12 protein-coding genes are annotated in these 21,637 nt (G+C 66.8%); all 12 read left to right on the forward strand.

The genetic code is table 11. The features are described 5' to 3' along the window. Positions 1–4: 4 nt before the first annotated feature. The 12 genes from eccB to OG422_RS25630 all read left to right on the forward strand — a co-directional run bounded on the left by eccB (position 5) and on the right by OG422_RS25630 (position 21,543). Positions 5–1,345: a type VII secretion protein EccB gene (eccB, locus tag OG422_RS25575; RefSeq protein ID WP_405746012.1), complete on the forward strand. Its 1,341-nt coding sequence runs from the start codon at positions 5–7 to the stop codon at positions 1,343–1,345. A 5-nt stretch (positions 1,346–1,350) separates the two neighbouring features. Beyond that, positions 1,351–4,224: a hypothetical protein gene (locus tag OG422_RS25580; RefSeq protein ID WP_405746014.1), complete on the forward strand. Its 2,874-nt coding sequence runs from the start codon at positions 1,351–1,353 to the stop codon at positions 4,222–4,224. Continuing rightward, positions 4,221–7,514 carry a right-handed parallel beta-helix repeat-containing protein gene (locus tag OG422_RS25585; protein ID WP_405746016.1) on the forward strand — a complete coding sequence of 1,098 codons (3,294 nt, stop codon included), beginning with the start codon at positions 4,221–4,223 and terminating at the stop codon, positions 7,512–7,514. Before OG422_RS25580 ends, OG422_RS25585 begins: the two co-directional genes overlap by 4 nt. A 199-nt stretch (positions 7,515–7,713) precedes the next feature. Continuing rightward, the gene (locus tag OG422_RS25590; RefSeq protein ID WP_405746019.1) at positions 7,714–8,061 is read left to right on the forward strand and encodes a WXG100 family type VII secretion target; all 348 of its coding nucleotides are present in this window, start codon (positions 7,714–7,716) and stop codon (positions 8,059–8,061) included. Between the two features lie 49 nt (positions 8,062–8,110). Continuing rightward, a complete protein-coding gene (locus OG422_RS25595; RefSeq protein WP_405746022.1) occupies positions 8,111–8,401 on the forward strand; it encodes a WXG100 family type VII secretion target in 291 nt (96 codons plus the stop codon). Next, entirely contained in the window at positions 8,401–9,015 is a 615-nt protein-coding gene (locus OG422_RS25600) for a hypothetical protein (RefSeq protein ID WP_405746025.1), read from the forward strand. Before OG422_RS25595 ends, OG422_RS25600 begins: the two co-directional genes overlap by 1 nt. Positions 9,016–9,183: 168 nt before the next feature. Then, positions 9,184–12,078, forward strand: a complete 2,895-nt coding sequence (locus OG422_RS25605) for a hypothetical protein (protein ID WP_405746028.1) — start codon at positions 9,184–9,186, stop codon at positions 12,076–12,078. A gap of 265 nt (positions 12,079–12,343) precedes the next feature. Next, complete coding sequence (locus tag OG422_RS25610) at positions 12,344–12,787, forward strand: YbaB/EbfC family nucleoid-associated protein (protein WP_405746030.1); 444 nt, start codon at positions 12,344–12,346, stop codon at positions 12,785–12,787. A 518-nt stretch (positions 12,788–13,305) separates the two neighbouring features. After that, positions 13,306–19,500, forward strand: a complete 6,195-nt coding sequence (locus OG422_RS25615; protein WP_405746033.1) for a hypothetical protein — start codon at positions 13,306–13,308, stop codon at positions 19,498–19,500. Positions 19,501–19,598: 98 nt separating this feature from the next. Beyond that, positions 19,599–20,264: a hypothetical protein gene (locus tag OG422_RS25620; RefSeq protein WP_405746035.1), complete on the forward strand. Its 666-nt coding sequence runs from the start codon at positions 19,599–19,601 to the stop codon at positions 20,262–20,264. Position 20,265: 1 nt separating this feature from the next. Further along, the gene (locus tag OG422_RS25625; RefSeq protein WP_405746037.1) at positions 20,266–21,123 is read left to right on the forward strand and encodes an ADP-ribosyltransferase; all 858 of its coding nucleotides are present in this window, start codon (positions 20,266–20,268) and stop codon (positions 21,121–21,123) included. 21 nt (positions 21,124–21,144) lie between these two features. Then, positions 21,145–21,543, forward strand: a complete 399-nt coding sequence (locus OG422_RS25630; protein WP_405746040.1) for a hypothetical protein — start codon at positions 21,145–21,147, stop codon at positions 21,541–21,543. Positions 21,544–21,637: the final 94 nt, after the last annotated feature.

Below are 21,637 nucleotides of genomic sequence, written 5' to 3' on the forward strand. Positions count from 1 at the left end.
CTCGGTGCAGACGCGACGCGATCAACTCCAGGCCTATCAATTCGCGATGGGCCGACTCGCCACCGCCCTGGTCAGCGGCGACCCCGGCATGGGTGAGAGCCCTACCCGGCGGTCCGCGCTCGGTACGTTGTTCTCAGCCGGCATCGCGGTGCTGCTGTGTGCCGGATTCTGGGTGTACGGGCTGGTGTCCCCCGGTGGCAACACCTCCTGGCGTCAGGCCGGCTCCATCATCGTGGAGGAGGAGACCGGCAACCGCTACCTCTACCTCGGCGGCGAACTACGCCCTGTCCGCAACTACGCCTCGGCACTGCTCATTGCCGGAAACGGCGCGACAGTCCAATCGGTCTCCCGTAACTCACTGGCCGGAGTCCGGCACGGCGCACCAGTCGGTATCGCGGAGGCCCCCGACTCGGTGCCAGCCGCGTCAGCGTTGCTGTCGGGCGTATGGAACCGCTGCCTGCGCCCAGATGTCTCGGGTGGCCAGGTACTGGACTTCGACCCGGCCGACCGGTCATCGGCCATCCCCGATAACCGGAGGGTTCTGCTGTCCGCGCCGGGTGGCACCCCCTACCTGCTGTGGCACGGCACCAAGTACCGAGTGCCAAGCAGGGCCGCCCTGATCGCGCTCGGCCTGGACGATCAGCAACCCCTCGCGGCGCCGAAGAACTGGCTGTCCGCCGTGCCGACCGGCGTCACACTGGCCCCGGCGGATATCCCCGGCCTCGGGAAGACGGCAGGTAAGGTCGCCGGACATGCGGTCACTGTCGGGCAGTTGTTCGAATCCATCGCGGGTGGTGTCGACCACCACTACGTGATGCGTTCGGACGGCGTTGCCCCGATCAGCGCCACGGAGTCAGCGCTGCTTGCCGCACAGCCGGGCGCGGCGGTAGCCCTGCGGATGGACGCGTCGGACATCGCCGTGACACCGGTGTCGTCGGACCGCACCATGATGAAGCGGCTGCCCGACGTGCTCAACGTACGCACCCTCGACGCCGCCGAATCGGTGATCTGCCTGCGCCAGCGCACCCGCGGGGAGAGCCTGCGCAACGAGGTGGTCGTCGAGAGCGGCGCGGCCGCGTCCGGCGCCCGGCACGTGCTGATTCCTCCTGGGGGAGGCGTACTTGCCGTGGAACAGGCCCAGTCATCGCCGCAGAGCGCTACCCAGCGGATGTACCTGATCAACGAACAGGGCATGGCGTATCCGCTGGCCAACGACCAGGCCCGCCAAGCCCTGGGGTACGGACGCGCCTCCGCACTGCCCTTGCCTGAAGCCGTCCTCGGGTTGCTCCGACGCGGCCCCGTGCTCAGCACACCGGTGGCCGCAGCCACGGTGCGAGGGGGGTAACCGACGTGCAACTCGGACTCAGTCGCCTGCGCGTGCCCGGCCGCTCCGTGCAGTGCCGGACGGTCGGCCATGCCCTGCTGGTGCACCCCGCCGGTGAACCCGATCCACGGGCCGTGGCGTTCACGGCCGGTCTGGCCGCGGACCCGCAACACACCCTGGTTTTCCTGGACCTCCCCGCAGGCTCCCACGATTCGGTGCACGAGCCGGTCGTGAAACTGCTGGCAAATCGTCCCGGAAGCCTGCGGCTTGTCTTCGCGCAGGGCACACCGCATGAGGTGCGCAGGGCTGCGCAACGCATCGCCGAACGACTCAACAAGCTGGTCGTTGCCCCTGACGGCGAAGTGCTCCGCACGGCGAATGGCGGGCTGTTCGTCCCGACCGACCACGGACTGGGCTGGCTGCGCTTCCGGCCGGGGCGGGGGGTGGAGCGGGACTCCATGCGGTTTCCCAAACCCCGTTGGGAGTTTTCCACCATCGACCGACCTTGGGCGGTCGGCCCGGAGACCGTGGCCGAACCCGTGCCGAGCGGGGTGTGGGTGCGCAGCGCACGACTGGCGCCTGCCGCGGCCGTGGTGGGTCGGCAACTGCTGATGAACATCCTGCCCGGCCACCCGGACATCCTCACTGTGGTGCTGGGGAATCCCGCTGGACCGGTGGTCCCGCTGGCTGACGTATCCCGCTTCTGGGACATGGTTTTGCCCTCGGTGCCCTCCTGGGCTCGGTTCATCCCATACGGGCCGGTGTCGACGCGGGGCGACGCGCTGGGGCAGGAACTGGCCGACGCGCTCCGTCAGCAGGTGGTGCTCTATGCAGGGATGCCGGTGGAGGCCCGGGAAGGCCTGCACTCGCCCGAGGTCTACGGTGTGCGCCAGGACGGTTCGCTGGGCTGGCGCTCCTTCGTCAGCGAGATGATGTACTTCCCGCGTACCGGCAGTGAGCCCCCGCCGCCCTCTCTCTTCGGCGTACGGGCCCCGCTGGTCGACGCCCCGGAGATCTCCGCGGGTGTGTACGAGTTCGCCTCCGACGCCGTGCTGGAGGTCGTTCAGTGCGGGCTGTGGATGCGTCCATCGGCCGAACCGGCGAACGGCAACGACATCCGCCGTCTGCCCCCGGGTCCCGGCCGCGCCGCGATCCTCTACGACCGCAGCACGCCACAGACAGCCGAGCGCATGCGCTCTCTGGCCGAGGACATGCTGTGGCGGCTCGACCCAGCCACCCGCGACTGCTTCCGCGTAGCGCCCGCCGACGACCCCAGGCTCGCACTCACCCTCGATGACGAGGAGCAGTGGTCAAGAACCGTCGCCCCTACCGAGCGGGTCGCCCAGGGCGCAATGCCAGCTCCTGACGTACCGTCAGCCCAAACGGCCCTGCGGTCGGCCTCGGCGGCACCGGCGGTGCAGGCCACCGGTGAGGCCCTCGTCGGGGCGCGGGTGGAGCATGCTCCGTCCTCCCGGCCGTCCGTCGCGCCACCTCCGACCGAATCCGCGCCGCCGCCCGGTACCGCCTCCGTGCAGCGCACCCATGCGGAGTCAGACGCATCTGCCCCGATCGTGGTCACGGCGGACGGGGCACCGCAGACGGCGCAGAGCGGCCCGGGGGCAGCCATCGCAGACCCCGTGACCCGGTCCGCCACGGCCCCACCGGCATCGCCGCATCATCCGCCCGTCGCACCCCCCGCTGGGGGCGTGGCACACCGTGAACAGAACCAGTCGGACGAAGCGCCGGGATCAACGCAGACATCCCCACCTGTACCGACGCCTCACACACCGGCACTGGCCCCACTCGCGGCAGCACCCAGCAGGGAGGCCCCACCGATCGCGACGCCCGAGGACCCGCCCGTAGCGCCCGTCCCACGTCCGCTCCAGAGCGTCGCACCCCGCATCCGCCTGGAATCCGCAGCGCCGCAAGCCCCGACACCGGAGCCCGACGTCCGGAGGGGGCCGGACGCTGATCTCCCGAAAGCCGGCACCTCGCCCACCGCGACGCCCGTGGTTGCGGCGACGGCCGCGAAGCCGACCGGTTCCGGGGAAGTCCGAGTCCAGCTCGCGCCGAAGGCCGCCGCGTGTGGTGTTCCACCCGAGCGCGGGATCGAACGGGAACGAGAGTGGGTGCGGCGCAACTTCAGCGAGCAGTACAACGCGGTCGCGGGATCCGTCTCCCGGGTGATGTCCGAATCACCGGGCCTGCGAGGTCTTTCGCGTACGGACGACGCCGACGCCCTGACTGACCTGGCCGCGGTGCGGCTTTACCTGTCCGGTGACACCCGTCTGTTCGACGAGGCGGTACGCGGTGCGACGGCGGGACCGCATGTGCCACTGGCCCGTTGTGTGGCCGCGGGACTTCGTCGGCTGCCGTCCTACCGGGGACCAGCCCTGCTGCGTGCGACGCTCAGTGCCGCCGAACGTAGCTGGTATGGCGAGGGCGAACTGGCCACGGAGTGGGGGTTCTGTACCGCACGGACCACCATGCTGCGTGCCGCTGCCGGGGACGGTACCGGCTTCCTGATCTGGTCCATGACAGCGCGTCGGACCAATCTCCTCGACCCAGCCGCCCCCGACCGGGTGCTCTTCCTCCCCGGCACGGCCTTCAAGGTCCTGCGGATCGATCACGAGCGGAACATCCTGCTGCTGCGCGAAGTGTCATCTTCGGAGATCGCCGAAGACGGCCTGGTGGACATCGAGCGGGTACCTCTTGACGAGATTGCCATCGCAGGCCTGGAACGGGCGGTCGAAGCCCTCGAAGAGCCGGACAACCGCGGGACGCCTCCCGCACGTCTGTGGCCGGACGGCACTCCGCCCGGCCTGATCGTCACGTCGGATGCCCCCATGCCCTCGGGCATGACAAGCCTGACCTTGCCAGATGAGGGAGCCAAGCCGTGACTCGGCAAGTGCTGTTCGTCTCCCCGGAACGCCCGGGCGCCCACCGTTCCATCACCCGGGCACTAGCCGAAGCCGCCGAAGGAGCGTTGATCACGGTGGCGCCGGGGCGATACGAGGAGTCCCTCAATATCACCCGGACGGTCAGCCTCGTGGCGGAGGGACCGGGCACCGTCCAGATCCACTCCGCGACAGGGAGTACCGTCACCGTGGACGCCGACGCTGTGCAGCTGTCAGGCCTGGAGCTGTCCGGCGCCGACCCGGAAGCGCCTGTGCTCGACGTCCGGCGTGGGCAGGCGGCGCTCGACGACTGCCAGGTCTCCGGTGGTAAAGCGTGGGCCGCCGTCCTGGCCTGGCGGGACGGCACCTTGGCCCTACGCGACTGCTGGGTGACCAACAGGCAGGGCGCGGGCGTCGTGGTGACTTCCAGCGGGGGCAACGTCCTGGAGCGCTCCGAGGTCGCCGACGTCGGCTCGTCAGCCGTCGTGGTCGCCGAGCAGGGGCAGTTGGAGGTGCGGCAGTGCACCTTGAGTCGGGCGCGGGGCAACGGCATCTGCGTCAACGGCCGGGGCACCGCCAAAGTCGAGGCCACATATATCAGCGACAGCGGCAAACCAGCCGTCGCCGTCGAACAGGATGCCCGCGCCGAGCTGCGAGAGGTCTCGGTGACCGGCAGCGCCACCTTGGACGCCTACCTGACCAGCAGCGGCGAGACCGTGCTGACCGGCTGCACGTTTTCCGGGGCCGGCGCACAAGCCGTCCACATCAGCGGTGGTGCCGCGCCGGTGCTCTCGGCCTGCAGCATCACATCGGCCGCCCAGGGCGGCATTCACGTCGGCGGCGGCTCCCGCCCTCGCCTGGAGGGGTGCGAGATCACCGGCACACCCGTGGGCGTACTCGTGGAGGCCGCGAGCGAGGTGGCGTGCCGCGATCTCACGGTGCGGGACTCCGACAGCACCGCCATCCGCGTTACCGGCGGCGCAGCCGTGCAGATCGAGCGTTGCGCCGTCACCGGTGGCTCCGGCGTCGGCATCCAGGTGGCCGGCGAGGGGACGCTGGCGCTGCGCGAGGCAGAGATCACTCTCGGAAGAGGCAACGGCATCGAGCTGGACGAGAAGGCCAAGGGCCAGTTCTCGGGATTGCGCTTGCGCGCGCCGGGGGGCCAGGGGCTGTCGCTCACCGGTGGCACGCACGCCGTGGTGGAATCCTCAGCTCTCCTGGAGTGCGGGGTCGTGGTAGGCACCGATGCCGAACTGACCGCTTATGACAGCGAGTTCATCGACTCCGGCACTGATGGCATCCGAGCGGTCAGCGGCGGTGCGGTCACCGCGGTCGGCTGCCGGGTGTCGGGGGCCCGCGGACACGGACTGAACATCCAGGCCTCCGCCCGAGCGGAACTCAGCAACTGCACGGTCTTCGACAACGCGGGCGATGGCATTCGCTGCAACACCGACGAGCCGGTCCAGGTCCATGACTGCGAAGTTCGGGACAACGGCGGCACTTCCGTACACCGGCTCAAGGCCGACGCGCAGCAGGACAGCCACGGCCGTTCACTTCCGGACGGCGTACCGACGGCGGAACCTGGCCAGGCACCACACATCGGCACCGGGCCGCTGGCCGAACTCGACGCGCTGGTCGGCCTGGAGAGCGTCAAGCAGGAAGTGACCGGCCTGATCAACCTCAACAAGATGACCCAGCGGCGTCAGGAGATGGGCCTGCCCATGCCGCCGATGAGCCGTCACCTTGTCTTCGCCGGCCCTCCCGGCACGGGCAAGACCACAGTGGCACGGCTGTACGGCGCTGTCCTGGCGGAGTTGGGCATCCTCAGCAAGGGCCACATCGTCGAGGTTGCCCGCGCGGACCTGGTGGCTCAGATCATCGGCGGCACCGCCATCAAGACGACCGAAGTCTTCAACAAGGCGCTGGGCGGTGTGCTCTTCATCGACGAGGCGTACACCCTGACCAACCAGTCCAGAGGAACGGGCCCCGACTTCGGCCAGGAGGCCGTCGAAACACTGATGAAACTCATGGAGGACCACCGCGACGAGATCGTGGTGATCGTCGCGGGCTACTCCGAGCACATGGAGCAGTTCCTGGCCTCCAACCCGGGCATGGCCTCCCGTTTCTCCCGCACCGTCGAATTCCCCAACTACAGCGCGAGTGAACTCGTGACCATCGTCCGGGGACTGTCCGCCAAGCACTACTACGAGCTCACGGACAGCGCCCTGGACGCGCTGAGGCGCTACTTCGAGGACGTGCCGAAGGGCGCGACCTTCGGCAACGGCCGCGTCGCGCGCCAGATCTTCGAGTCGATGATCAGCAACCAGGCGTCACGACTCGCTGCTCAACCCCCTCAGGAAGACAGTGAATTGAGCAGGCTCACTGCCGATGACGTCAGCGTCTGGACAGATCAGGACCCCGGTACGCCCGGCGACAGCGACGAACCGCGCGCGGACTGTCCGGGTATCCGTCGGCTCGGCGCGATGATCGGTGTCGAGTCCGCGCGGGATGCACTCCGGGTACGGCTCGACATCCTGGTACGGCTACGTCAGCGCAACGAACGCGTCGCAGGGCTGGCGAACGTCGTGTTCGAAGGTGAAGTGGGCAGCGGCCGGCGCACCATGGCACGACTGTACGGGCGCTGCCTCGCCGAACTAGGGCTGCTGAGCACGGGAACTCCGTACCACCTCCCGCTCTCCGCCGTCCCGGCACGTTGGGCCGAGCAGCCCCAGCACTACCTGGCGTCAGTCTTCGAGGAGGCCGACGGGGGAGTATTCGTGCCCGAGCTCGACCCGGCGTTCGAGCGGCGGCCTGCCGCCGAACGCGGGGCCGTGCTCGACGGCCTGGCCAAGGCGGTCGGCACAGGGCAAGGCGCAGCGGTGGTGCTGTGCGGCCGTCCCCGATACCTGGAGATCCTGCTGAACGAACGTGCCGACTTGGTTGGGGGGTTCGCCGAGCGCCTCTCGTTTCCCGCCTACACCGGCGACCAACTCGTCGAGCTCACGGCGCGTCACCTGTCCAGGCTCGGCTTCCGGCTGGGGCAGGAAGCGACCGAGGTGCTGTCGCCCATCATGGCCGAGCACCTGCTGGCCGGCGGGACGTACGCGGCGCACAGGCTGGCGGAGCGCATCGCGGCCCAGGCCACCTCCCGGACCGTCACTGTGTCCGACCTGCCCCTGCGTTCGGAAGCGCAGCGCGTTGAGCCGTCGGCGGAGCAGGGCGGGAGCACTGCTGCGCAGTCGGTTCCCACCGAGCATCGGCAGCCAGAGACGTCTCCACTGGTGCGGACGTGAGATCGCCCCTCCATGGCGTTCCCCGCCCTACTCCAGGGAGACACAGATTCGAATCCAGGGAAATACAGGCAGAGGTGATGAGACGGTCAGGCAGGAGGTAGACCGGCTATCAACTTTCTCATGTGGCACATGACCAGAATAGGAGTTGTAGCGCCGTCAATTTCCGGTCTCCGCCGGAGAACCAACGAAGGGACATGAGATGGCCCAGCAGCCCACCTCCGTCGAGCTTGAGGGCATGAAGCGTGCCCAAGGAAGCTTCCAGACCGCGCTCGACCACGCTTCCGGCTCGTACACACAGATGGACGGACAGATCCAGGGCCTGAGGGCAAGTTGGACCGGTCAGGCCGCCAACATCTACCAGAACGCCATGCAGGAATGGCTTAACGACTTCAACGTCGTCAACCAGCAGCTGGGCCTCATGCTGGAGAAGCTGCAGGAGAACACCGGCGTCTACGCAAACACACACGAGCAGACCCAGCAGGAAGCCGGCCAGGCCGCGCGGCTCATCTCCTCGGGCCACGCCGGCCTTCCCGGATTTCCCTCCTGAGCCCTGTCCCGCCACCGCCTAAATCTCTCTCAGGCAAGGAGTCAGCCGCATGACGACGTTCACCGTGCAAATGGATCAGGTCGAATTCATCGTCGGCGAGATGAACGCCATCTCCCGGCGGATCCAGCAGACGCTGGCCACTTTGGACGAGGAAGCGAGGGTGAACCTCGGTGAGTGGTCCAGCAGCGCACGTGAAACCTATGAGCTGACCAAGAAGAAGTGGGACGCCGCTGCAGCTGACATGGTGGCCAAGTCTCAGCAGGCCACGGTCATGCTCGGCACCATCAACGAGCACTACAGCGGTGGAGAGCGCCAGGGTGTCAGCCTCTGGGAGCACTAATGGCAACATCGGTAACGGTAAACAACACCCCAATGGGCCCCCAGATGGGCCTCACATCGAAGGACGACGCCCTACCGGACGACCTGGGCCTCCCGATGTGGAAGGGCGACTCCCACATCCAGGCCGGCCACGGTACGCCCCGCAACGCGAGCCCCATCGACCCGCCACCGGTTCCCAAAGGATCGAGCGGTTCCGGCGGAACATCGGTCGACACGCCGTCCATGGAGCTGTTCGCGAGCAACATCGAAAGGTTGATCTCGGCAGTGCAGAAGGCGGGGGACGTGCTGGGGAATGTCTCCGTCGCTCCCGGTGCCTTTTACCATGCCAACCAGATACGCACAAAGGTATCGGGAGCGAACAGCGACAGTGGTCTCAAGGATGCGTACGTCAAGGTCCTGGCCGACCTCGCCAGCGGTCTTACCGATCTTCGCGACGGCGTACGACAGTTGAGCCAGAAGTACAAGTCGATCGAGGATGCCAACGGCATGAAGTCCAAAGACCTTCAGGATGCCATGGAGTCGGCCACTGCTGATTTCAACGCCATGATGAGCGACAACGGTGGCAGCGGAGCAGCCGGCGCCGGTGCCGCAGGCGGCAAGGCCGAAAAGCCGTAGCACATCTGGAAGTTGAGCCATTTGATTCTGTAGCCGTCGGTCACCACTCGCCAGGAACGGTGGCCGACGGCTCGGGCGGGCTCCCCGGATTGAATGTGGCGATGCCGCATGCTGAACGGAACCGGCGAATATCGGTAGACGCGGCCCAACCAGGAGAGCGCAAAGAGAATGGCGGAAGAGAAATACAATCGCAACGGATTTCGTCAAGGTGACGACGGCGCGATCTTCGGCGACCCCAGTGGCTCGACGGGATCCGAATCCGACTACTACAACTGGGACTGGAAGCAGATCAAGGCAGCCGTCTATGGCATGTCCTCCGGTGTCACCAACGGGACCAACAACGCCCGCGCCCGCTCGGTGGCCAGTCCCCAGTCGCTCCAGGATGCTGCCGACGCCTTCTATCAGGTACAGCAGACTCTCGCCGTGGTCGCCAAAAGCCTTGCCGATCAGGCCAATGCGCTCGCCGGTGACAACGGACCATGGAAAGGCGCCGCCGCCGACTCGTTCCTGGACAGGATGGCCACCTTCTCCAAACAGGTGCGGGCCAACGCCGAGGTGCTCTCCGGTGGTTCGACCGGAAGTCATTCGGTTCCGCAGCAACTCGCCGACAATGCCGTCAATCTCACCAACGCGCAGAACAAGCTTGCGGAGATCGACATCTGGTATGCGAATCAGGCTCGGCAGCAGGGCGTCACGCCGATGGCCGACGGCCTGATTCCGATCAGCGCGAAACCTCATCTGGTCCGGATGATGACGGACGACATGCGTGCCGTTCTCAAGAGCCTGGCAGGCGAGTACCAGGTCACGATCGATGCTGTTCGTTCGCCGAACCCGGTGAGCTCGCCTGTCGGAAGGCCCGATCTGGGCAGTCTCAAGTTTTCGGACCACACTCCGGGAACCGGTGTTTCTCCTCTTCCAGGCATTTCCGTTCCCGGCAGCCTCGCCCCCAAGCTGCCGGGGTTGCCAAGCAGCGACACCGTCCCGAGTGCCGGGCTTCGCTTCCCGGCTGCCAACGCCCATGGCATCGCTCCGAATTCGAGTTTCGATCCGGTGGCCCTGGACAAGGCGCTCAACCCGGGCGTCTCCGGACTGGACGGCATCTCACCGTTCCCGGGTGGCACGGGCGTCGGTGCGCCCAACGTGGCCGGGGGGCTCGGCCCCATGGACGCGAGTCTGCTGCCCCCGCGCCGTTTCGGCGGAGGCACGGGCACCGGCGGCACCGGGAGTTTGCCCCGCACCGCAAATCTCGCCTCCATCGACCCGGCCAAGTGGGGTGACACCTTCTCACCCGCCAAGTTCCCTGGCGGAACCAGTGTCGGCGGCCCTGGATCGACGGTGCCCAAGGTTGGCGGCGCTGGATCGACGGTGCCCAAGGTTGGCGGCGGGGCCGGCCTCCACAATCTGGCCGGCTTCCCCGGCGGCACGTCCACCAAGTCCGGTATCCCCTCGTCGCTGCACTCGGATCTCCCCAACAAGATCCCTGCCCTTGAGTCGCGCGGCCTGCCCAAAGGCCTCGAGGCGTCGTTCCCCGGCGATACCGGGGTGAATGCTGGTCTGTCGGCTTCAGGAGCCGGCGGTATGCCCTTCATGCCTGGCATGGGTGGCATGGGCGGCGCCCCAGGAAGCGGAGCGGGCGCTGGCGAACGTTCCGATGCTTCGGGCCTTCTCGACCCCAGCGGCGAACCATGGGCAGGTGAACACAGCGTCGGTAACGGCGAGCCTGGCTCAGGACTTGGTGCCGCTCCCGGCGGCGAAGGGCTCAACCTCCCCCACGCCGCCGAATTCGGCGTTGCCCCCGACATCGGGGCGGCGTCGGCCCTCAGTAGCGCGGCGATGGGTGGCGCCACGTCGGGTTCGGGGCTCGGCGGTATGCCCTTCATGCCAGGGATGGGGGCTGGCCCCGGTGCCGCGAACGGCAATGTCTCGGGTGAGCGGTCCGATGCGTCAGGTCTGTTGGAATCGAGCGCTGAGCCGTGGACCGGCGATGTGGACGCCCCTGACACCGAGATCACGGGCGGTGATGCCCCTGCGGGCGGCACGGGTTTGACGCTGTCCAGTGGTATTACGCTCGCCGCCCCTGGTACACAACCCGTTGCGTCCACGGAAGGCACCGCAGTGGGGTCTGACGGGAAGCCGATCACCCTTGAGCCAGGCGCCATGGTGCCCTCGGAGGGAGATGCCGGCGATGCGACCGCCGGGCACACCGCACCGGACCAGTCCGCGGCGGCGCAGATTCCCGGTATCGCGATGATGGCAACGGCTGCAACGGCTGCAACGGCTGCAACGAACGCAGCTCCAAACGGCAACGGACGGACTGGCGAACGGCCGGACGGCTCGGGCCTGCTGGCTGGCGTACAGGGGGAGTGGCACTCCGAGGAGCCCGTCGCATCCGCTGAGGAAGCGGGTCAGGCGGCCGAGGCGGCCGAGGCGGCGGTCCACGGTGGCGTCCCCGCCGTCGGCGGGGGAGCGCTCGATGTCCTGCCCGTGACGGGGTTCGCCATACAGAGCGAACCGGAAGGCGAAGCCCCTCAAGCCCAGCGGCTGGTAGCCGCTGGGGAACGTCCCGACGCCCCCATGGCCGTAGCCCAGCAGCCTGACTCCGAAGGCGCCGAGGACACCTCTGCCTGGGACGCGGCAGGAGCATCGATCGCGCCGTTGCTGTGGACGGCTCCCGGCAGGGACGGACTCCAGGCCGGAGTCCCCGGCAGTCCCATGGCCGAGGACAGTCCTCACGGCAACGCAGCAGCCGTGGTCCCAGGGATCGCGACCGCGGCGGAGACGCCGCCTGGGGGGACCGTCGGCGATGCTCAGCAATTGTCGACCTGGCGCCCGAGCCGTTCCGCGGCTGCCGGCGCCGGGGCCGGTGCGCCCGCATCCAGCTACGAACCGATGGCCTGCGGCGATGGTTCGTTCGATCCGCACGAGGCGGATGAAGAGACTGTCGCGGACTCGGGGCAGGCCGCAGTTCAGGCAGAGCCCGCCCGCAAGGCCATCTCTGACCTGCTGGTCCAGGAGGAGAGCAGCTGGGGTGCCACGTCCGAGAGGACGCGCTTCATCCAGTGATGGTGCATGCCTGCTGCCGGCGGAGGGCTGTTGGGGCAGAGCGGTATGTACAAGCGGTCATGGTCGCTCGGAACGGCCGGTCGGCGCCTCGTGGGCAGGTGTTGGCTTGGTTGTGAGAGCTTCGGCCAATCCGTGGCTCTGCTGACGGTGGGTAGGGCCTGGGGGCGGCGCGTGGTTCCGGCTGCGAGCTTCGAGGCGGTTTTTGATTATTTTCGGCAGTCGGTGCCGATTGTCCAAGCGGAAGTCCACTGGAAGGTGGCGTCACGTGTCTACCACCCCGTATGACCAGCGGATCGAGGAACTGCTGGAGCAGTACCGCAGACAGCGGGAGGAAGCAGCTGACACCCGGCGTCGGATCAACGAAGTCACCGCGACGGTGGTCTCGCCACGGCAGGCCGTCAAGGTGACCGTGTCCGCGCAGGGCGATGTCAATGCGATCGAGTTCCCCACCGGGGCCTATCGGCGGATGGCGTCGAAGGAACTCGCCGACCTTCTGCTGAGCACGATCGGGCAGGCCAGGGCTGAGGCGCTGAAGCAGGTTGGAGAGTTGACGTCCACCCATCTCCCCCCTGGTGTGACCATGAGCGACCTTCTCCAGGGCAAGCTCGATCCGTCCGCCCTGTTGCCAGAGGAACCGAGCATGCCGCAATCGGTACGCCACTACGTTGAGCGCGGCCGCCCTGACGGTGGCGACACCGCCCGCCGGTAGCTCTTCCGGGGCGTTGTGGTCTGTTGCGGGTGGGTTTTGCTGGTGTTGTTTTAAAGAGGAGGTTGTGGTGGCTGGCGGGGCGTTTTCGGTGGATACGGATGGTCTGTCGCGGGCTGTGCCTGGTGTGCAGGGGATGGCTGATCGGATTGTGGGGGTCGGTTCGGGTCTGGAGGGGACGCTGAGGGCGTTGGGCGCGTTTTGGGGAGATGACGCCATCGGTGAGGAGTTCCTCAAGGGGTATGCGGCGTCCAGGGACCAGTTGCTGGATGGAGTCCAAGGTTCTGGTGCGGTCGTGAGGAGTACTGCTGAGGGTATTGGTGCCATGGCCAAGGGTTTTGCGCGGCTTGAGGATGACAATGTCATGGGGCTGCGTGGATTGTCGGGTGTGAGTGCCGGGGACGATGCGGGGGTTGTCGGGAAGGGTGGGTCGGCCGAGCCGCGTGTGTCGAGGGGGCGGGTTGGTCGGTGATGTGGTGGGTGGGGTGTTGGGGTTGTGTGGAATGTGATCGCGGTGCTGTATGAGTGTCGAGATTCCTTCTGAGTTGGGGTGGGTTGCGTTTCTGGCGGTGGGGGATTCGTGGCCTCGGGGGGATGAGGACAAGTACCGGGCGGCGGGTGCGGCCTGGGGGGGTGCTGGTGCGGAGCTGGCTGGGGTCAGTGATGTGTTGGTGGCGTCGGCGAATGGTGTTCTGGAAAGTCTGGGTGGTTCGGCCGCTGAGGAGTTCCGGGGTTTTGTGGGGCAGTTGCGTGCGGTGCTGCCGGGTATGGCTGAGGGTTTGGCCCAGATGGGGGAGATGACCGGTGAGGCCGGTCTGCAGCTGGAGTATGCGAAGTACATGATCTTGCTGCAGCTTGTTTTGCTGGCGTCGCAGATCATTGAGTGGGCCTTGTTCGCGCCTGAGGCGGTGGGGGCGTGGGTCGTTTCCGCTCGTCTCGCGGTGCAGATGATTTTGCGTCGTCTGGTGATCGGGATGGCTGTGGGGGTGGGGGTGGGGGTGGGTATGGACGTGGTGGTCCAGGCCCTCCAGTTCCTCAAGGGGGATCGTTCTCGGTGGGGTGTGCAGAACACGTTGCAGGCTCTTGAGTCGGGGGCGATCTCGGGTGCTGTGGGTGGGCTTGTCATGGGCTCTGGTGATGTCCTGGCCCCGAAGCTGGCGGGCAAGCTGGCGGGCAAGCTGGCGCTGGGTGGCGCGTCGGGCGTTGTGACTGCTGGGGTCGTGCAGGGTGTCTTCGGTGAGGAGCAGGCTCTGGGGGCGGCGTTGACCTCGGGTGCGCTTGATGCCTTTGGGGGTGGCAAGCGGAGGCGGTTCGGCGGTGGTGCGAACCACGTTGAGGTCGATTCGGTCAAGGCTCAGGTGCCCAAGGCGCCGGATCTGCACTTGTTTGATGTGAAGGACGTGAAGGCAGCGGTCACGTCAGCGCCGGCCGATCCGGCCGGTCTGGTCGGTCCGGTCGGTGTCTTGGGCGGTGGCGGTCATCCGGTCGGTGATGGGGGCGAGGGGGTGGTGGGCCGGCCGGGTGTGGAGTCCACCGGTCCGCAGACGACGAGCGGTACGGCTGCCGTGTCGCAGGTGGCCTCCGACGGGATGGGCGTGCCGGCGTCCAGCACCGGGCAGAACCGGACCACGGTGGCCGGCGGCGGTGAGGGCACCCCTCTCACGGATCGTGCCGGGGCCGCCCACCAGCAGGCCAGCGACGCACACACGCCGACCACCACCCACACCACGACGCACACACCGGGCACCTCTACGTCCGGACTGAACACTGGCGGGGAAGTGCCGCCCACCGCCCGCATCCCGGCGCACACACCGGATGCCTCCTCGTCCGGACTGAACACTGGCGGGGAGGCCCAGCCCGGTTCGGGCGCGCTCGGGGAGCGTGCGGACTCGGTGCCGGTGCAGAGCGCGGACTCCGGCGTGCGCGGCCTGCCCGGTTTTGAAGACTTCGGTCCGGACACGACGACCGCGCTGCCGCACAGCGCCCCGGCGGTATCGGACGGCGCCTCCGCAGGGACACCTCCCACCGCTGCGGAGCACGGTGCCAGGGGCGATCAGCTCTTCTCGGGGGAGGTTTCCCCCACACCGGTGGGCGGGGCGGACTCGCCGCACGAATCGGCCCCGGCCACGCTCGCGTCCGGGGCGGTCCGCGACACGGATCGGCTCGTACTGCCCGACACCCCCGGCCCCCACAGCGGCGACCGACCCACCACCAACACCCCAACAAACACAGGCACAGGCACAAACACAGGAACAGGAACAGGCACAGGCACAAACATAGGAACAGGAACAGGTACAAACACAGGCACAGGCACAGGCACGCGCAACGACGTCACAACTGGAGTGCGTACACGACCCGGAACACCCTCCCCGCAATCCCCGGCCCCCCGCATCTCCACAGAAACCAACACCGCCGGTGATACGAGCATGGAGAGCCTCGCACCGCGGCAGGACGCACTCATCAGAGACCCCGCCGACACCACAAACGACCACCCCAGCACCGCCACGGCGGCAGAGGCATCACCCGTGGTGCTGGGTGAGGTGTCCCCGGATGGTGTTTCCGAAGTTCTGCCCAGGATGCCGGGTGAGCCGTCCCTGGGTAGTTTCCTTCCTGGTGATGTCGTGGTCCCGCGTGTGGACCGGGGGGAGACCGTACTGGTGTCGGAGGATGCTGGGTGGCGGTCCGCGCGTTCGGAGGCACCTGCGACCACTCGCCGGTATGCGTGGGCCGACCCGGTCAGCGAAGAGCGCTTTGTTGTGAGTTCCGCTTTCGATGTCCGCAGGTTCGAGCAGGACGGCACACCGTTCACCGATTTGACGGTGCGTTATGCGTTGCGGGACGGCTCGGGGACGCACGATCTCGACGCGGTCTGGCAGCGTGCGCGGCGGGGGATCGAGGACTATTACAACCGCACCGTCCATGAGCTGCCCGACCGTCGCCGTCTGCATGTGAGTGTGGAACGTGTGACGGTGGACGAGGATCCGCACCGGGTGGTGGACATCAAGAGCCGCCGCCACCTCCGGTTTATGGACCAGTCCACGTGGTGGCCTGATGCCGATCCCGTCGCCTACGCCCACGAGGTGGGACACCAGCTCGGCCTGCGCGACGAGTACGCCTCAAAGGGCGAGGAAGGCACCCGCGCGAACATCCCCGGCAGCCTGATGGGCGACTTCTGGCAGCAGGCATCCGACGGCCTCACACAAGGCGGACTACGCAACCGTCACCTGCACTTGCTGCACGCACTCATCGGAGACCCCACCGACACCACAAACGACCACCCCAGCCCCACCCCACCGGCAGGGACACCACCCAGGATGCCCAACGAGTCCGCGCTCCACGGCCCCGGTCACGCGACGCGCCTGGACGAGGCCCTTGCTGCGCGTACCGCCAGTGGGAGCGCTGCTGCCGCATCCCTCACCGCTGGGCGGCCCGCGCCCTCGCTGGAGGACATCAAGCCGTCCCGCCTGGTCTCCGAATTCCGTCTTGTATCACCAGACGCCAATCTGCCGTATGACGGTATGACGCCTGACGAGATGCTAAAAAGGGCGCCCTTCGCCTACCGGGACCCACGCAAAGTGGTGCTCAACGAGGTGACGGATGACAGTATTGCGGCGTCGTTCCCGAGGTTTCGGGTTGTTCGTCCCGTCGATGTGGAGAACAGTCCCGAGCTGCGTGTGTCCGGAGACTCTACGGTCGCGGTCAATGCCAAGGGCACTTTCGTCAAGGAGTTCTACGCGGTCGAGGAAGCGGTAGAGAAGGCGAACGCGGCTCTGGCCCAGGTCAAGAGCAGTGTCCGCCTGGATATGGATGAAGGGATATATATTGAGATCGACCATGAGGGAGAGACCCGGAAACTCTTCAGGGTGAAGCCTGATTTCGGCGACTCTGAACCCTCCGATGTGTGCCGTGACTTTTCCGAGCAGATTGTCGGTGGCTCCCACACCCACACTGTGCTGTACGACACCCGGCCTGCCTACGCTGGTGGTACGGGCAGTGTGGCTGTGGCCGAGATCGACACCAAGAGTGATGTTGAAGTCTCCGGGACCCACCATCTGGCCGCGTTTCTCGCCGCCGCGGTCGACGACCCTGCGCGCCTGGGCACCGTGACCCCGGCCGCCGCCGCTGCCGAGGCCGCAAAGGCCCAGAAACTGCCTGAATCCGACTGGCCCACACCTGGGCAGGGTTACGGCAGCGCGCAGAACAAGGAGGACTTGCAGAACGCCTTCCGCAGTCAGAGCCTGACGAAGCTGGAGGCTGTGATCGGTGTGAACTCCGGTGCCTGGGCGGCGCCCGGAGAGGCCTACAACATACAGTCGGTGGCGTCACGGCTTGGTGAGAACGGCATGCGCGAATTCACACCGGACTTCACCTCATCGCGCAGCGGCGGCTTCGAGGTGCCCCCCGGCCGCACCGGGTTTGGCTATCACTTCGCCCCCGTGGTCCTGGAAAGCCTGGACGGTCAGCACCAGATCTCCATCCAGAACGGTAACTTTCGCCGGCGGGTCCGCGCCGCAGTCGAGGCCGTGGTGGACAAGAATTTTGAACACTACGGCGTGCACCTCGACCGGATTCAGTCCGTATTCAATCAGGGGCTCCAGAGCGGAACGATCAGCAGGACAGATCGCCGCGTCAAGTTCTTGAATTCCCTTGAGCGAATTCGTAAGGTCAAGCAGGAACTCGCTGATCTGAACGCGAAAACGGCGAAGGGACAAATCATTACTGGTGAGGAGAAGGCACAGCTGCGTTCGTTGGCAGCAGCCCCCGTCTCCGCTCGCCGCGACGCGGCCAGAATCCTCACCGCGATCGCTGGGGAGAGCTTCGGTTCCGTCGGCAGCACGTGGGTCTTCATGATGCACGGTCGCGCCGAGGGGGAGTCGTTCCACGACCGCATGCTGGGGGGTGCCCAGGGGAACATCTCCTTCACCAATCCGATCACGATGGTCGTGGTCGGTGATCAGCGCAATCAGCACATGGAGTTCGAACTCACCCCCGGCAGCAGCGACCTCAAGAGCAGCGAGGCCGAGCGACTCGACCACCTTGTCGCAAAGGTTGCCAAGGTCGCGCCCTGGCGCGTCCAGCAGGGCATGGGGCTCCCGCACATCCGCGTAACGGTCGAGTCCATACGGTCCGAACGTGAGTTCTCGGACGCCAGAGCCCAAAGGATGGAGAAAAGCCTCAGGAAGCGCCTCGACACCGTTCTGCAGGAGCAGAACGGCAACAGGCTCAAAGCAGCCGACTTCGAGGTGACGGTCCGCAAGGCTGATCGCGACGTACAGAAGGTCCGCGATCTCTTTGACGACCCCACGATGGAGGTCAACTCACGAGTCGTTGTGGACGCCTTCATGGAGGGGAACCCGGCCGAGAGGGCAAGGGACGACCTGACTGACAGGCAACTCGCAGATCTGTCACGCGAGATGGGTGTCCACAAGGCTGATGGCCGGGGTGGCAAGCTGCGCGGCAAGTTCACCCCGGTATCCGCGGTGGCGCTGGGCAGGATGAGAGAAATCGTCCGCGCGGGTCAGTTCCTCGAGGGCTACGAAGGTCTCCCGTCTAGGGACCGGCTCATCGGCATCCGGCGGTTGGCCGACGTACTCGCCCACGAGTACGGACACACCGGGCCCTTCCGCTTGGAGCACCTGGACCCATTGGTACGTGATGTATTCGGCCTGCACCCAGACACACCGATCAGCCTCCGACACCGCGCAGAGGCCGTAGGACTGGTTGACAAGGCGAAGAGCAGAGGCACTGCCGTCACGGTCGCGGCGCTCAGAGAAGCTATCGCAGAGCCCGGACCCATCGCTGCCGTGCGCCAAGGCGGGGACACCGTACTGCCGTCGGGAGGCCCCCAGTCTCAGGCTGCGCCTACGGCGGAGTCTGCGGCCACTCGCCGGATCACCTTGGCTGACCAGGTCAGCGGCCCCGGCCAGCGAACCGCCGTCTACTACGAGGGGGCGCTGGACGGCCTTCAGGATGCTCCGCCTGTGTCGGAGGATCCGGCGGAAGTGGACCAGCAGACCGTGCGGGAGGAACGCGCCTGGATCGTGCAGCTTTTCGGGGGTCCCCTTGGCAACGGGCAGCTATTGGAATGGGCCCGCACCGCGCTCCGGCAGCTGCGCGGCATGCTTGATCCGGTGGGCGCCCAGCTGCGCGATTTTGAGGCGCTGGCCCGGCATGTCCTGCACTTGGACGGGGACGTCGAGGTCACCGACGCTCACTACCGAGAGCTTCTGTCGCACGCGATGGGCGCGCCGTCGGAGTTGATGAGCGACGCGGAGCCCTTTACCGCGTACGTCCGGGAAAGTGAACGCGACGTCCTAAACGCCGGCTTCATGGCGCAGGCGCAGCCCGGCTCGGGCACGCTCGGGGGGCCTGCGGACTCAACGTCTGTGCAACCTGCAAGCACCAGCGTGCGCGGCCTGCCTGGTTTTGAGGACTGGTCGGACGCAACGACCGGGCTGTCGCACGGTCCTGCCGAAACGTCCGGTGCCCCCGCTCTGACGCATCCCACCGCTCCGGAGCACGGTGGCACGGGCGATCAGCCCTCCTTGCGGGAGGTTTCCCCAACACCGGTGGACATGGAGAGCGTCGTACTGCGGCAGCGCGGACTCATCGGGGACCCAGCTGAGGCCGGAGCCGACCACCCCAGCACCGGTCCGGTGACTGGAGTGCTGCCCAGGATGCCGGGCGAGCCATCCCCGGGCGACTCCCTTTCCTGAGATGCCATGCACCCACACGGGGGGACACCGTACTGGTGTCGGAGGATGCTGGGTGGCGGTCCGCGCGTTCGGAGGCACCTGCGACCACTCGCCGGCATATGTGGGCCGACCCGGCCAGCAAAGACCACTTTGTTGTGAGTTCTGCTTTCGATGTCCGCAGGTTCGAGCAGGGCGGCACGCGTTTCACTGATTTGACGGTGCGTTATGCGTTGCGGGACGGTTCGGGGACGCACGATCTTGACGCGGTCTGGCAGCGTGCGCGGCGGGGGATCGAGGACTATTACAACCGCACCGTCCATGAGCTGCCTGACGGTCGCCGCCTGCATGTGAGTGTGGAACGTGTGGCGGTGGACGAGGATCCGCACCGGGTGGTGGACATCAAGAGCCGAGGCCAACAGCCGTCTATGGACCAGTCCACGTGGTGGCCTGATGTCGATCCCGTCGCCTACGCCCACGAGGTGGGACACCAGCTCGGCCTGCGCGACGAGTACGACCCGAAGGGCGAGGAAGGCGGCCGCGCGAACATCCCCGGCAGCCTGATGGGCGACTTCTGGCAGCAGGTATCCGACGGCCTCGCACAAGGCGGACTACGCGACCGTCACCTGCACTTGCTGCACGCACTCATCGGAGACCCCACCGACACCACAAACAACCACCCCAGCATCGCTTTTGGACGAAGGCCTGGTCGAGGAGGCCCACGCTGCGCTCCGGCTCCTGCGCGACCTGCCGGCTGGTCCGAGGGGTGCCCGGCCCTACGATCTTGAGGTGCTGGCGCGGCGCGTCCTGCACCTGGACGGGGCCGTCCAGGTCGCCGACTTCCATTACCAGCAGCTGCTGTTTCACGCGATGGAGGCGCCGCCGGGGCGGATGATCGACGCGGAGTCCTTTGCCGAGTACGTCCTGGAGAGGGAGGAACCGTTCGAGTACAAGCAACATGTAACCGATGAGCAGTGGGACAAACTCGGCCCTGCTCGGCGGCATGATGTGGCTAACGCCGAGGTCTCCCTGGGGGCCGTTCCTTTGGGAACTGACGAGGCCGCCGTCAAATATGGTCAGGCCTATTGGAACCTCTACGCCATGAATGACATGTCGCAGGCTGAGCGGGATGCCGTACGGGATTACACGGGCATCTCCAAATCCTGGGAAACCGCCCCGAAGCTCGACGGATGGGCCTCCTACAAGGAGGTAAATGCCTACCTGCGGGGTGACGCCTCGAAGGGAACGCGCTATGTCCAGAACAACATCGAGGAGATCGACAAGGCGCTCGCCGGTCGTCCGGTCCCCCAGGATGTGATGGTGGTTCGCGGCACCGTCCTTGACCACCTCACGCGCCTCACGCCCGATGGCCTCCTTGAGATGCTCGGCAATACGTATGAGGAGAAGGCGTACATGTCTACCTCGCTCGGCTATCGCCCCATCGAAGAATTCCAGTCCTCGAAGGCCATCCTGCGCCTCAGGGTGCTGAAAGGTACTCCCGCCCTTTGGGTCGAGAAAGTCGGAAATTATGGCGTGCGGGAACGAGAGCTCTTGCTCGGACGTGGAATGAAGTTCCTGGTGAGGCGCGTATTTATGGAAAATGGTCAGGTACAGGTGTACGGTGAATTCCTGCCCAGTAGCGAGTAGAGGGCAGAGGAAGGAAACATCATGAGCCAGGAACGGCATGTCACCCCCCGGATCGCCGAGCCCCTCCAATTCGAGGAGGTCGCCAGTCCGCCGCATTACGCCCGCAGCACGGACAAGCCGGTGCAGTTCGTGACGGTGGCGAATCCACAGGGAACGGTCCTGGGCTATGTCTGGGTGAATGACGAGGACGGCGCGGCAGGTTGGAAAACCCGGCGTGCGGGGGGCGATGAGGCGTTCAACTGTGGCGCCCTGTATGTCTCCAAGCTTCGTGATGCCAAGGCTCGGGGCCTGAGCCCGACGGCTGCGCTCGCGGAGATCCTCCGGGATACGGACCCCGCGAACCCGAGCCATGTCATTCCTCGCTCTCTCAGGGAGGCGCCGAGTCTGGAGACAGTCAAGGACCTCGCAGCGAGGAGTTGAGTCTCTCTGGCCATGTCAGAGTGCAGCTCAGCCTTGTGAATTCGGGGCGCCGAGGTATCAGCCCCGGACCGGCAAGCCCTCGCCAACCTGGAGT

The organism is Streptomyces sp. NBC_01525 (assembly GCF_045040405.1).
Taxonomy (GTDB): domain Bacteria; phylum Actinomycetota; class Actinomycetes; order Streptomycetales; family Streptomycetaceae; genus Streptomyces; species Streptomyces benahoarensis.

Excerpts from the sequence above, each read along its gene's own strand:
- OG422_RS25630 (WP_405746040.1), top strand. The coding sequence starts at position 21,145 with ATGAGCCAGGAACGGCATGTCACCCCCCGGATCGCCGAGCCCCTCCAA.
- OG422_RS25595 (WP_405746022.1), top strand. The coding sequence starts at position 8,111 with ATGACGACGTTCACCGTGCAAATGGATCAGGTCGAATTCATCGTCGGC.
- OG422_RS25605 (WP_405746028.1), top strand. The coding sequence starts at position 9,184 with ATGGCGGAAGAGAAATACAATCGCAACGGATTTCGTCAAGGTGACGAC.
- OG422_RS25615 (WP_405746033.1), top strand. The coding sequence starts at position 13,306 with ATGAGTGTCGAGATTCCTTCTGAGTTGGGGTGGGTTGCGTTTCTGGCG.
- OG422_RS25620 (WP_405746035.1), top strand. The coding sequence starts at position 19,599 with ATGTGGGCCGACCCGGCCAGCAAAGACCACTTTGTTGTGAGTTCTGCT.
- OG422_RS25590 (WP_405746019.1), top strand. The coding sequence starts at position 7,714 with ATGGCCCAGCAGCCCACCTCCGTCGAGCTTGAGGGCATGAAGCGTGCC.
- OG422_RS25600 (WP_405746025.1), top strand. The coding sequence starts at position 8,401 with ATGGCAACATCGGTAACGGTAAACAACACCCCAATGGGCCCCCAGATG.